The 12,112-nt window shown below is 65.5% G+C and carries 11 protein-coding genes; 8 read left to right on the top strand and 3 right to left on the bottom strand.

Going from position 1 to position 12,112, the window contains the following annotated elements:
* Nucleotides 1-96: 96 nt before the first annotated feature.
* Complete coding sequence (locus JOD97_RS10920) at nt 97-723, top strand: DUF47 domain-containing protein (RefSeq protein ID WP_090314775.1); 627 nt, start codon at nt 97-99, stop codon at nt 721-723.
* A 19-nt stretch (nt 724-742) separates the two neighbouring features.
* Nucleotides 743-1,756: an inorganic phosphate transporter gene (locus JOD97_RS10915; RefSeq protein WP_209716471.1), complete on the top strand. Its 1,014-nt coding sequence runs from the start codon at nt 743-745 to the stop codon at nt 1,754-1,756.
* A gap of 93 nt (nt 1,757-1,849) precedes the next feature.
* On the opposite strand, the gene JOD97_RS33245 is transcribed toward JOD97_RS10915, so the two are convergent.
* On the bottom strand, nt 1,850-2,281 hold the full coding sequence (locus JOD97_RS33245) for a hypothetical protein (RefSeq protein ID WP_209716468.1): 432 nt from the start codon (nt 2,279-2,281) through the stop codon (nt 1,850-1,852).
* 182 nt (nt 2,282-2,463) lie between these two features.
* Between JOD97_RS33245 and JOD97_RS10905 the strand changes: the two genes are divergently transcribed.
* On the top strand, nt 2,464-2,853 hold the full coding sequence (locus tag JOD97_RS10905; protein WP_209716465.1) for a hypothetical protein: 390 nt from the start codon (nt 2,464-2,466) through the stop codon (nt 2,851-2,853).
* 120 nt (nt 2,854-2,973) lie between these two features.
* Here the strand turns inward: JOD97_RS10905 and ycaO are convergent, their stop codons facing one another.
* On the bottom strand, nt 2,974-4,698 hold the full coding sequence (gene ycaO, locus JOD97_RS10900) for a 30S ribosomal protein S12 methylthiotransferase accessory factor YcaO (RefSeq protein ID WP_209716462.1): 1,725 nt from the start codon (nt 4,696-4,698) through the stop codon (nt 2,974-2,976).
* Nucleotides 4,699-4,852: 154 nt separating this feature from the next.
* Between ycaO and JOD97_RS10895 the strand changes: the two genes are divergently transcribed.
* The 3 genes from JOD97_RS10895 to JOD97_RS10885 all read left to right on the top strand — a co-directional run bounded on the left by JOD97_RS10895 (nt 4,853) and on the right by JOD97_RS10885 (nt 6,809).
* A complete protein-coding gene (locus tag JOD97_RS10895; RefSeq protein ID WP_229264269.1) occupies nt 4,853-5,719 on the top strand; it encodes a metallophosphoesterase in 867 nt (288 codons plus the stop codon).
* A gap of 8 nt (nt 5,720-5,727) precedes the next feature.
* Nucleotides 5,728-6,204: a GNAT family N-acetyltransferase gene (locus JOD97_RS10890; protein ID WP_209716458.1), complete on the top strand. Its 477-nt coding sequence runs from the start codon at nt 5,728-5,730 to the stop codon at nt 6,202-6,204.
* A 125-nt stretch (nt 6,205-6,329) separates the two neighbouring features.
* On the top strand, nt 6,330-6,809 hold the full coding sequence (locus tag JOD97_RS10885; protein WP_209716454.1) for a hypothetical protein: 480 nt from the start codon (nt 6,330-6,332) through the stop codon (nt 6,807-6,809).
* 113 nt (nt 6,810-6,922) lie between these two features.
* Here JOD97_RS10885 and JOD97_RS10880 read toward each other — a convergent pair whose 3' ends face one another.
* Nucleotides 6,923-7,858 (bottom strand): MBL fold metallo-hydrolase, encoded by a 936-nt coding sequence (locus JOD97_RS10880; protein WP_209716451.1) that lies wholly within the window; start codon nt 7,856-7,858, stop codon nt 6,923-6,925.
* 233 nt (nt 7,859-8,091) lie between these two features.
* On the opposite strand from JOD97_RS10880, the gene JOD97_RS10875 reads away from it, so the two are divergent.
* Together JOD97_RS10875 and JOD97_RS10870 are read left to right on the top strand one after the other, a co-directional pair.
* On the top strand, nt 8,092-9,720 hold the full coding sequence (locus JOD97_RS10875) for an HD family phosphohydrolase (protein WP_209716448.1): 1,629 nt from the start codon (nt 8,092-8,094) through the stop codon (nt 9,718-9,720).
* A gap of 9 nt (nt 9,721-9,729) precedes the next feature.
* Nucleotides 9,730-12,003, top strand: a complete 2,274-nt coding sequence (locus JOD97_RS10870) for a CHASE2 domain-containing protein (RefSeq protein WP_209716445.1) — start codon at nt 9,730-9,732, stop codon at nt 12,001-12,003.
* Nucleotides 12,004-12,112 lie beyond the last annotated feature (109 nt).

The raw sequence follows: 12,112 nt of genomic DNA, 5'->3' as shown, positions 1-12,112 counted from the left end.
CCGCCACAGCAAACAGGGCGAACCCATCCTGACGCGGTCCGGGACATCCGGGCGGCGGTCTGTAGCAGTAATCACGACTATGAAACGGAGAAAGACATGTTTGGACGCTTGATGCCCACCGAGGGCAAATTTTTTGACCTGTTCAATCAGCACGCCGACCTGTGCGTCAAAGGTGCAAAAGAGATGCTGGGGTTGATGTCCAACTTCGACGACCTGGAAAACCGCGTGCACGCGATCGAGAGCATCGAGAAACAGGCCGACAAGATCACCTACGCCACCGTCGACCTGCTGCACAAGACCTTCATCACGCCGATCGACCGCGACGACATCCACAAGCTCATCACGCGCCAGGACGACATCCTCGACCTGCTCGAGGACGCCGCCCAGACCGTCTCGCTGTACGACCTGCACTCGGTCACGCCGGAAGCCAAGCGCCTCGCCGAGCTGGTGCTCGCCTGCACCGAGAAGGTCAAGGAAGCGGTCGCGCTGCTGCACAATATGGACAATTCGCGCCAGATCGTCGCCATTTGCGAGGAGATCGACCGCCTCGAGTCGGACGCCGACCACGTCATGCGCGCCGCCATGTCCAAGCTGTTCCGCGACGAGCCGGACGTGCGCAACCTGATCAAAATGAAAGCCATCTACGAGATCCTGGAAACCGTGACCGACCGTTGCGAGGATGTGGCCAACATCATCGAAGGCATCATCGTCGAAAACGCATAATTAAAAAAAAGATCAGTCCATGAATACCATCCAAATGAGCATCTATGTGCTGGGCATCCTCATCGCCCTGGCCTTGGTGTTTGACTTCATGAACGGCTTCCATGACGCCGCCAACGCGATCGCCACCGTGGTCTCGACCGGCGTGCTCAAGCCGCAGACGGCGGTGGCGATGGCCGCGCTGTTCAACTTTGTCGCCATTTTCGTGTTTCACCAGCTGACCGTGGCCGCCACCGTCGGCAAGGGCACCATCGACCCCGGCGTGGTGGACCAGTACGTCATCTTCGGCGCGCTGGTCGGCGCCATCGTGTGGAATATCTTCACCTGGTACTACGGCATTCCGTCGTCGTCGTCGCACGCGCTGATCGGCGGGCTGGTCGGCGCGGCCGTGGCCAAGAGCGGCACCGGCGCGCTGATCTCGGCCGGCCTGATCAAGACGGTGTTGTTCATCGTGCTGTCGCCGCTGCTCGGCTTCATCTTCGGCTCGCTGATGATGCTGCTGGTGTCGTGGGTGTTCGTGCGCTCGACGCCGCGCCGGGTCGACAAATGGTTCCGTCGGCTGCAACTGCTGTCGGCCGCCTCGTACAGCCTGGGCCACGGCGGCAACGACGCGCAAAAGACCATCGGCATCATCTGGATGCTGCTGATCGCCGCCGGCTACTCGAACGCCAGCGACGCCATGCCGCCGCTGTGGGTCATCATTTCGTGCTACACGGCGATCTCGTTCGGCACCTTGTTCGGCGGCTGGCGCATCGTCAAGACCATGGGCCAGAAGATCACCAAGCTCAAACCGGTGGGCGGCTTCTGCGCCGAAACCGGCGGCGCGATCACCTTGTTTACCGCGACCGCGCTCGGCGTGCCGGTCTCGACCACGCACACCATCACCGGCGCCATCGTCGGCGTCGGCTCGGCGCAAAAGATGTCGGCGGTGCGCTGGGGCGTGGCCGGCAACATCGTGTGGGCGTGGATCTTCACCATTCCGGCGTCGGCGTTCGTGGCCGCGATCGCCTGGTGGATCGGGCATCACATCTTGTAATAACCGGACCGCCTGGCGCTCTGTGGAACCCCATCTTCGCGAGAAGGCGGGGTTTTTTGTTTGTGGGGCCGTGCCGCTCAGGTCGGCGGACCGCTAGGCTTGTTCCGCCGCCCTGGCCGGACGGATGCGCAGCTCGTCGCCGATGCGTTGAATTTCCAGATCGATGTCGGGACGGCCGTAGGCGATTTCAGGGGGGATCTGGATGGCCTGGAAATCTCCGTTTCGGAACGCCTTGGTGGTATGCCGGTGCATGCGCCAGGGATTGGTGTCGCCGCTGGGCATCGGCGCCGGATAGTGGGGCAGGGCGGGCAGGCCGAGCTTCTCATAAGCTTGCCGCATGCGTTGCTGTTGCTCGGCTTCGGGCAGATCCGGGGGCAGGAAAACGGTGGTTTTCTTGCCGTCCGCAGAGCGCAGGACGTAGGTGTAGTCGTCCTCTATCTTTCTGGGGAAATAGCGGCGGAGAATGAATGTCGCCGCGATGCCGAAAGCTACTGAGCCCAGCATCGCCAAGGCGATCAGTTCCAAACCCTCTCTTACAGCTACCCAGTTCATTGCTTGCCTCCTCGCGCGAGGTCCACAACAACAGCGCATAGCCACAGTATAAATCCGATTAACAGCGAGGTGCGTGCCCCGTCGATATGCGTGTCAAGCGGATGCGGCTTGATCTACGTTACAGTAGAATCGGATTCCTTGATAATGGACTGAACATGCAAAAGATTGATTTCGCGGCGTTGAGCCAGTTGGCGCAGGCGTCGTCGGCGGTGAGCATGCCCTGCGGTTGCAATACGGTTTCGATGGCCGCGTGGCAGGCGCTGCCCATGACGTTGGAGTTAGACCGGTTCGAGGACGTCGGCACGCTGATGGAAGATCCGTATGACGAGCCGACCTTCGTCGAGTTTCATCCGAACGGCACGCGCTACGAAAGCGCCGACGCGCCGATCTCGCCGCGCTATTTCCCGTACAACCGCTGCACGGTGGCGCGCTGCATGAGTTGCGGCCGCCACTATCTGCGCTACAACGAGGCCGGCGGCTATTTCACGGAGTTGCGCATTCGGGCATTGCAGCCCGCTTTGCTGGTGGATGCGGCGGCCGTGTGAATCGCGTAGGGCGGATTAGGCGGGACGCCGTAATCGGCCGTGTGTGAGCCGGCGGCAGCGCATGCATTGGCGGATTACGCTGCGCTAATCCGCCCTACGTGGTTTAGATAAAATCTACGCCTAACGCACCTCGGGCGCGAACAGCTTGTCGTACGCGGCCAGCAAGCTCTGGTGCATGGCGCTGCCTTCGAAGTTCGGTCCCAGCGTGTCGAGGCCGAAGAAGCGCTCCGAACCGTCGAGCAGCGCCTCGGCCAGCGCCAGCGTCTCGGCGCCGTACAGCAGCTCCAGCCCGCGGCGGAAGTTCTCCGGCTCCTCCAGCCTGACGATGCTCTCGATGCAGCGGTACACCAGCCGGCGCGCCTTGGGCAGGTCGCCGTAGTGGTGGATCCAGTCGCAGCCTTGCAGCACCGCCTCCTCGTCGCCGACCACCAAGGCCAGCAGGGTTTTCAGTTCGCCGAGGCGCAGCTGTTTCCACGGCGTGCCCAGCGGGACCGCCAGTCCCAGGATTTCCCACAGCGGCCGCTCGTCGTTCAGGTTCGAGGTTTGCAGCTCGGCCAGCAGGCTGGTGCATTCCTGCACGCTCAGCTCGTGCAGGCGCGCCAGCAGCGGCCGCAGCGCGTTGCCGACGCTGTTGTTCTCCCATTCCAGATCCTCGACCGGGTAGATTTCCGAGAAGCCCGGCACCAGGATGCGGCAGCAGTACGCGCCTTGCTCGTCGAAGTCGGCGATATAGATGTCCTTGCCCTCGGCGTGGATGGCGTCGACCAGCCAGCGGTAGTCCTCCGCGGTGTTGGTGCTGAAGTTCCAGTCGACGAACGGGTAGTCCGACGTGTCGCTCAGGAAGTCCCATGAAATCATGCCGCTCGAGTCGACGAAGTGGGCCTCGAGGTTGGCGACGGCGCTGATCTCGCCCATCTCGAAGCCCGGCTCCGGGAAGCCTTCGAGCGAGTCGAGCGCGCGGCCCTGCAGCAATTCGGTCATCGCCCGTTCCAGCGCGATCTCCAGGCGCGGGTGCGCGCCGTAGCTGGAGAACACGCCCTGGTCCTTCGGCTGGATCAGCGTGACGTTCATGACCGGGTATTTGCCGCCCAGCGAGGCGTCCTTGACCAGGATGCCGAAGCCGGCCGCGCGCAGGCCGGCGATGCCGGCCTCGATGCGGGGGAAGCGCGCGATGACGTCGTCGGGCACCTCCGGCAGGCACAGGCCCTCCGCGATGACGCGGTACTTGATGGCGCGCTCGAAGATTTCCGACAGCGCTTGCACGCGCGCCTCGTTGACGGTGTTGCCGGCGGCCATGCCGTTGCTGACATACAGGTTGGCGATGATGTTGACCGGGATGTAGGCGGTGCTGTCGTCGCGCAGGCGCCGGTAGGGCAGCGCGCAGACGCCGCGCGCGACATTGCCGGAGTTGAGGTCGACCAGCACGCCGGCGTCGATGTCGCCGTCCGGATTGTAGAACGCGTGCAGCTCGGGGTTGAGCAGCTCGGCCGGCCAGGCGCCATCGGACCCCGGCGCGAACCACCTTTCGCGCGGCGAGTGGACGAACGGCGCGTTGGCGCGCTCCGCGCCCAGGTGGAAGTGGGTCCAGAAATAGTGGGTGTTGAGACGCTCGAGGAACTCGCCGTACGCGCTGGCGCGCGCGGCCAGCTCGCTTGTGCCCTTGCCGTTGGAGAACAGCAGCGGACACTCGCTGTCCTTCATGTGGATCGACCAGATGCCGGCGATCTCGTTGAGCGGCGGCGATTCGTTCGGCCTGAAGCCGCGCTTGGCCAGTTGGGCCCGCATGGTGGCGATGGTGGTTTCGAGGGCGGCGTCTTTGCCCGGAATGTAGGTTTCAGCTGTCATCGGGCGATCTCCGAAGGCGAGGGGCGAACGGCGCGCGGCGGACCCCGCGCCGGCGGGCGGAATGCGTGCTACCTGATCCAAGCTTACCACCGACGCGGCCGCGCCGCCGCAAATGCGCTATGATGCCGCCTTTTCCAGATTCCCTCAGGCATCAATGACATTACTACCGGGCAAGGCCCCGCGCGGCGCGCGCCAGTCCCGGTTGCGGCGCTACACCGAGACGGCCATGAACGCCGCCTTGTTGGGCGGGCTGGTGGCGGCGTGCAGCTACCGTCTCGGCCTGCACGGGCGGCTGGGCGTGACGCGCCACAGCGTGGCGCTGGCGCCCGAGCGGCGCCTGGCGCGCCCGCTCAAGATCGCCTTCGCCTCCGATTTCCACGCCGGGCCGCCGACCCATCCCGGCATCTTCGCCGACCTGTTCGCGCGCATCGACGCCGAGCGGCCCGATTTGCTGCTGCTGGGCGGCGACTACGTGCACGGCCCGGCGCGCTACGCCGAGGCGCTGTGCGCGGCGCTGGCGGCGTGCCGTCCGCCGCTGGGCAAGCTGGCCGTGTTCGGCAACCACGACCTGATCACCGACCACGACCTGATCGAGCGCCTGTTCGCGCGCGCCGGGGTGCAGATGCTGGTCAACCGCGCGCTGGCGCTGCCGGCGCCGTTCGAGGGCGTCTCGGTATGCGGCATGGACGATCCATGGACCGGCGCGCCCGACGGTCACGCCACCTTCGCCGGCGCCGGCCCCACGCGGGTGCTGCTGATGCACGCGCCCGACGGCCTGCTGCGGCTCGACGGCCACCGCTTCGACGTCGGTTTCGCCGGCCACACGCACGGCGGCCAGATCGCCACCGGCGACGGCACGCCGCTGGTGATGCCGCGCGGTCCGCTGTCGCGTCCCTATCATTACGGACGTTTCCCGGTGCGCGACAACGGCGCGCTGATCGTCAGTCGCGGCGTGGGTTGCAGCGGCATTCCGGTGCGCATCAACGCCGATCCGGAACTGGTCATCTGTACTGTGCAATAATCGGTGGCATGAACCAGCCCATTCCCGCCATCCTGCTCACGCCCGAAGATCCCGGCGCCGACGAGTGCCTGGTGCTCATGGAGGAGCTGTCGGCGGTACTCGAGGAAATCACCGGCAGCAGCGGCAAGGCCTCGTTCGACGCCGACGACGTGCGCGGCCCGATGGCCTGTTTCGTCGTCGCGCGCGACGCCGCCGGCGTGGCGCAGGGCTGCGGCGCGTTGCGTCCGCTGGAGCCGGGCGTGGCCGAGATCAAGCGCATGTACGCGCGCCGCCACAGCAGCGGCATCGGCAGCGCCGTGCTCGCGTATCTGGAGCGCGAGGCGGCGGCGCTGGGCTACCAGGCGATCTGGCTCGAGACGCGCCTGGTGAACCGGCGCGCGGTCGATTTCTACACGGCGCGCGGCTATGTGCGCATCGCCAACTACGGCAAATATATCGGCAACCCGCTGGCCGTGTGCTTCGAGAAGCAACTGCCGGGCGCCTAGCACGGCTGGATTAGGTAAGCCTTATGTGTAAGCCTGGTCTTACAAGCGAAGGCTCCGGGCGCCGCTTCCGCGTTGGCGCGATCGGGATCAGAATACGGCCTGTTTCATCAAAGGCCAGAAAAAACATGAGAATCATCGATCAGCGTTACCTTTCCAGCGACAACCGTTACTCCACCCAACCTTGCCTGCTCAGCATCCTCGAAGTCGACGACACGTCGGCCACGCCGGCCGCGCTGGCGTCGCTCGACCAGCGTTTGCTGGCGATGCTGCCGGGCGTACGGCGCCAGGCCGGGCTGGTGGGCATGCGCGGCGACGACGTGCCGCAGATCGTGCGCGTGGTGCAGCAGGTCGCGCTGGAATTGCGCCGTCTGGCGCTGAATGAAGTGACGGTGGGGTTTGTCGGCGTGGTGCCGCGCATGAAGGGCCGGTATCGGCTGGTGCTGCCGTACGCGGCCAAGAACGCCGCCGCGCCGGCGTTGCGCATCGCCACACAAATGGTGAGTGCCTTGCGCGCCGGCCGCGCGTTCAATTTGCCGGCCGCCGTGGCGCGGCTGCGCGCGCTGGCGGACCGGCGGTTGACGGCGCGCGTGCCGGTCGCCGCGTGATTTGTCCTGTGACCGTCACATAACCAATAAAACACGTAGGGCGGATTAGCGCAGCGTAATCCGCCATTGCATGCGTCCCCGCGGCTCAACGATGGCCGATTACGGCGTTCCGCCTAATCCGCCCTACGTGTTTCCGTTGTATCCGGGGCCTTGTTTCCCAGCTCCACTTCCAATCCCTCGTACGCCAGCACCACCTTCAAGCCGCCCAGCAGCGCCGCGTGACGCGCCATCACGTCGGCGAACACCGCCTCCAGTTCGTCGTCGCCCCGGGTCGGTTCGTGGTGGGTGCAATACAAGGTGCCGGCGCCGGTGCGCAACGCCAGCGCGAACGCCGAGTCGAACGTCCCGTGCCCCCATCCGCGCTTGGCCGGATACTCCTCGCGCGTGTAGGAACAATCGACGATCAGCGCGTCCACGCCCATGGCCATGGCGTCGATGGCGGCGCTGCGCTCGTGCATCCAGCGCTCGTAGGCCGCGTGTTCCGGATCGCCCGCCGGGTGGATATTATAAAAAGGCTCGTGGTCGCCGGTGAAGAACACCGACTTGCCGTTGCAATCGATGCGGTAGCCCAGATCGGTGACCGGATGGTTCATCACGACGTTGTTGACGGTGGCGTCCCCCACCGGCACTGGCGTGCCGACCTCCAGCGTGTGATACTCGATGGTGGCGTCCATCTGCGTTTCGCTGACCGGGAAATAACTGTTTTGTAACTGCACGCCCATCACGTGCTCGATGCCGTTGCCGGTGACGGGGTCGGTGACCCCGTGTAGCCGCACCCGGCTGTCGCGCACGAACAGCGGCGTGAAGAACGGCAGTCCGTGGATGTGGTCCCAGTGGCTGTGGGTGATGAAAATGTTGGCGTGAATCGGCGCGGTTTTGTTTTGAATCAACGATTGCGCGAGTGAGAACAGGCCGGTGCCGCCGTCGATGATGATCAGTGTATCGTCATCGGTGCGCACTTCGATGCAGGTGGTGTTGCCGCCGTAGCGCGCGGTGCGCGGCCCGGGGGAGGGAATGGAGCCGCGCACACCCCAAAATCTGAATTTCATGCTCTATCCCTAGTGATTTTTTTGTCATTTAGCGGGTTTTCCGCTTTTTTTCTGCGCTGGCACTTAGGCGCGATGATAGCTTTTTTTTCCCGCCCGGGGGAGAACCGGCAATAGAGAACGATCAATTTTGTCGCACTGGAGATTTCTCCATGTACAACAGCTTGCACTACGGCTACACTCGAAGGTGCGTTGATGCCAGTCACTTCCCCTAAAACGGTACCAAAAAATCAATCATGCAAGAATTGAATCAAACGCGGATTGCCGAGCGCCTGGACCAGTTGACCGAGCTCAGCGTGGAGCTCGGCGGCACCCACGACACCGACGCCTTGCTCGAACGTATATTGGTGGCCGCCAAGACCATGACCAACGCCGATGGCGGCACCCTGTACCGGCCCGGCGCCGACAAGCGCGCGCTGGATTTCCACATCCTGTGGAACGACACGCTGGGCATCCGCCAGGGCGGCGTCAATGGCGCGCAGATCAGCGCGCCGCCGATTCCGCTGTACGACGCCGACGGCGCCAAGAACCTGGCGTCGGTGGCGGCGTACGCGGCCCATTTCGGCGTGTCGGTCAACATCGCCGACGTCTACCAGGCCGACGTCTTCAATTTTTCCGGCATGGTCGAGTTCGACCGCCAGCGCAACTACCATTCGCAATCGTTCCTGACGGTGCCGATGAGCGACCACGAGGGCGAGCTGGTCGGCGTGTTGCAGTTAATTAACGCCATCGACCCCGACACCGGCGCCATCCGCGCCTTTTCGCCCACCGACCAGCGCTTCATCGAGGCGCTGGCCGCGCAGGCGGCGGTGGCGCTGACCCACCAGCGCCTGATCCGCCAGTTGGAGGAGTTGCTCGAGTCGCTGGTGAACCTGATCAACATCGGCATCGACGAGAAATCGCCCTACACCGGGCGCCATTGCCAGTTCGTGCCGGAACTGACGATGATGCTGGCCGAGGCGGTGCACAACACCGAGACCGGTCCGATGGCGGACTTCCGCATGACCGACGCCGACCGCAAGGAACTGTGGCTGGCCGGGCTGCTGCACGATTGCGGCAAGATCACCACGCCGGTGCACGTGGTCGACAAGGCCACCAAGCTCGAAACCATCGGCGACCGCATCCACGTGGTCGACACCCGCTTCGAGGTGCTGCTGCGCGACGCCGAGATCGCCGCGCTCAAGCAAAAACTGGCCGCCGGCGACGACCCGGCGCGGCTGGTGGCGATCGACGCCGAGCTGGCGCGCCGCCAGGCCGACCTGCGCGACGAGCGCGACTTCATCCGCTTCGCCAACATCGGCGCCGAGGCCATGTCGGCCGAGCACCAGCAGCGCGTGCGCGAGATCGCCGCGCGCCGCTGGACCGGCCCGGACGGCGCCGAGCGCGACTTCCTCGACGCCGACGAGGTCACCAACCTGACGATCAAGTTCGGCACCCTGACCGAGGCCGAGCGCAAGATCATCAACAACCACATCGTCGTGACGATCCGCATGCTCGAGGCCCTGCCGTGGCCCAAGCACCTGAAAAACGTGCCCGAATACGCCGGCGGCCACCACGAGCGCATGGACGGCAAGGGCTATCCGCGCGGGCTGACGCGCGACCAGATGTCGGTGCAGGCGCGGCTGATGGCCATCGCCGACATCTTCGAGGCGCTCACGGCCAAGGACCGCCCGTACAAGAAGGGCAAGATGCTGTCCGAATCGCTGCGCATCCTGGGCCAGTTCGCGCTCAACGGCCACATCGACCCGGACCTGTTCGACATCTTCATCCGCAGCAAGATCTATCTGGAGTTCGCCCGCCGCAACATGGACGAGAAACAGATCGACGCCATCGACGAAACGCTGATTCCCGGCTACAAGCCGTAAGGAACGCCCATGCCACAGTGGAGCCGGTGGAGCAAGACGCTGTTGAGGTCCGCGCCGCGCTGGCTGCTGGGGCTGCTCATCACCGCGCTCGGCGCGGCCTACGCGCTCGGCTGGTACGACAGCGGCACCGTCGCCCGCCTCGACAGCCTGATCGCCGGCGAGCGCATGAAGCTGCGCGCGCCGGTGCTCGACCCGCGCATCGTCATCGTCGACATCGACGGCAAGGCGCTGACCGAGTTCGGCCGCTTTCCGTGGAGCCGCGACATCCAGGCGCGGCTGGTCTCGCAACTGACCCGGCACTACCAGGCCGGCGCGGTCGGCTACGATATCTCCTTCCCCGAGCCGGACACCAGCTCCGGCTACGGCGTGCTGGAGCGGCTCTCCACGGGCGAACTGAAGGACGTGCCGGCGCTGCGCGAGCGGCTGGCGCAACTGAAGCCGGCGCTGGACTACGACGGCCTGTTCGCCGCCGCGCTGGCGGGCCAGCCGGTGGTGCTGGGTTTTAATCTGTCGCCGGACCAGGTCAAGGGCGCGCTGCCGGCGCCGCTGTTCAGCGAGGCGGACTTGAACGGCCGCGAGTTGCTGGCCTATTCGGCCGACGGCTACGAGGCCAACGTGGCGCCGCTGGCGCGCGCCGCCGCCGGCGCCGGCAGCTTCTCGGTGGTCACCGATCCCGACGGCATCGTCCGCAGCGCCGGCTTGATCCAGCAGGTCGGCGCCGATTACTATCCGTCGCTGTCGCTGGCCACGGCCGCCGTGTTCCTCAAGGCGCGCGCCATCAAACCCTACCTCGACCGCTCGGTCGACAGCATGTCGCAGAGCCAGCAGGACAGCGGCGGCTACGATTTCCTGTCGCTGTTCCTGCCCGGCGGCCAGCGCCTGATCCCGGTGGGCGAGGCGATGACGACGGTGATCCAGTTCCGCGGCGAAGGCGGGCCGCGCGGCGGCGCCTTCCGCTACGTGTCGGCGGCCGACGTGCTGACCGGCCGCGCGCCGGCGGCGCTGCTCAAGGGCGCGGTGGTACTGGTGGGCACCACCGCGCCCGGCCTGGTCGACCTGCGCGCCACGCCGGTCAATCCCGAATACCCGGGGGTGGAGATCCACGCCAACATCATCAAGTCCATCCTCGACGGCCATTTCAAGGCCCGGCCCTATTACGCCATCGTCCTCGAGGCCGGGCTGATCCTGCTGGCCGGCTTGCTGCTGACGTTCGCGTTGCCGGCGCTGGCGCCGTCGCAGGCCATCCTGCTGGGCGCGGCCGCGCTGGTGGCCAGCGTCGGCGCCAACTATTACCTGTACAGCGAGCGCGACCTGCTGTTCCACCTGGCCATGCAGCTGATCGTCATCGTCAGCATTTTCGTCTTCAACGTCGCCTGGGGCTATTTCTTCGAGGTGCGCAAGGGCCGGGCGCTGGTGTCGCGCTTTGGCGAATACGTCGCCCCCGAGCTGGTGGCCGAGATGGCCGCCAACCCGGAACAGTACAACATGGACGGCGAAAGCCGCGAGCTCACGGTGCTGTTCGTCGACGTGCGCGGCTTCACCACCATCTCGGAGGGGCTGACGCCGAAGGCGCTGCGCGAATACATCAACCTGTACCTGACGGCGATGTCGGAGGATATCCGCGACAGCCATCGCGGCACGCTCGATAAATACATCGGCGACGCCGTCATGGCGTTCTGGGGCGCGCCGGTGGCCTTCGCCGACCACGCCCGCCGCGCCGTCGCCACCTCGCTGCTGATGCAGGCCAGCGCGCGCCGGCTCAACGGCGAGTTCGTCGCGCGCGGCTGGCCGCCGCTGTCGATCGGCATCGGCGTCAACACCGGGCTGATGCACGTGGGCGACATGGGTTCGAAGATCCGCCGCGCCTACACCGTCATGGGCGACGCGGTCAACCTCGGCTCGCGGCTGGAGGGCATCACCAAGGTCTACGGCGTGGGCATCGTGGTCGGCGCGGCCACGCGCGCCGCCGCGCCCGAGTTCGCTTACCGGGAGCTGGACCTGGTGCGCGTCAAGGGCAAGCACGAGCCGGTGGCGATCTTCGAGCCGCTGGCGCCGGCCGAGCAACTGGACGCGGCCACCGCCGCCGAGCTGGCGCGCTGGCACGAGGCGCTGGCCGCGGTGCGCGCCCAACAGTGGGATAGAGCCATGTCAATAATTGCTCAATTGCATGTTTTATCGCCGGACAATCGCTTGTATCTCTTATACACTGAACGTATCGATCACTACCGGGCCCATCCCCCGGGTGACGACTGGGACGGCGTCACGACGTTTGAAACCAAGTGATGCGACATCGTCAATGATGGGCGTTTGACAGCGCGCGCGGCGCGCCACAGAAAGCGGGGAATGCATGCCTATTTCCAAGAAAACGCTGGCGCCAGGCCCAAAGCCGACT

Origin of the sequence: Duganella sp. 1411 (assembly GCF_017833525.1) — a bacterium.
Taxonomy (GTDB): domain Bacteria; phylum Pseudomonadota; class Gammaproteobacteria; order Burkholderiales; family Burkholderiaceae_D; genus Rugamonas.
The sequence above is the reverse complement of the archived record's forward strand: the minus strand, read 5'-3'. Positions and strand labels throughout refer to the sequence as shown.

Excerpts from the sequence above, each read along its gene's own strand:
- JOD97_RS10920 (WP_090314775.1), top strand. The coding sequence starts at position 97 with ATGTTTGGACGCTTGATGCCCACCGAGGGCAAATTTTTTGACCTGTTC.
- JOD97_RS10915 (WP_209716471.1), top strand. The coding sequence starts at position 743 with ATGAATACCATCCAAATGAGCATCTATGTGCTGGGCATCCTCATCGCC.
- JOD97_RS10905 (WP_209716465.1), top strand. The coding sequence starts at position 2,464 with ATGCAAAAGATTGATTTCGCGGCGTTGAGCCAGTTGGCGCAGGCGTCG.
- ycaO (WP_209716462.1), bottom strand. The coding sequence starts at position 4,698 with ATGACAGCTGAAACCTACATTCCGGGCAAAGACGCCGCCCTCGAAACC.
- JOD97_RS10895 (WP_229264269.1), top strand. The coding sequence starts at position 4,853 with ATGACATTACTACCGGGCAAGGCCCCGCGCGGCGCGCGCCAGTCCCGG.
- JOD97_RS10890 (WP_209716458.1), top strand. The coding sequence starts at position 5,728 with ATGAACCAGCCCATTCCCGCCATCCTGCTCACGCCCGAAGATCCCGGC.
- JOD97_RS10885 (WP_209716454.1), top strand. The coding sequence starts at position 6,330 with ATGAGAATCATCGATCAGCGTTACCTTTCCAGCGACAACCGTTACTCC.
- JOD97_RS10880 (WP_209716451.1), bottom strand. The coding sequence starts at position 7,858 with ATGAAATTCAGATTTTGGGGTGTGCGCGGCTCCATTCCCTCCCCCGGG.
- JOD97_RS10875 (WP_209716448.1), top strand. The coding sequence starts at position 8,092 with ATGCAAGAATTGAATCAAACGCGGATTGCCGAGCGCCTGGACCAGTTG.
- JOD97_RS10870 (WP_209716445.1), top strand. The coding sequence starts at position 9,730 with ATGCCACAGTGGAGCCGGTGGAGCAAGACGCTGTTGAGGTCCGCGCCG.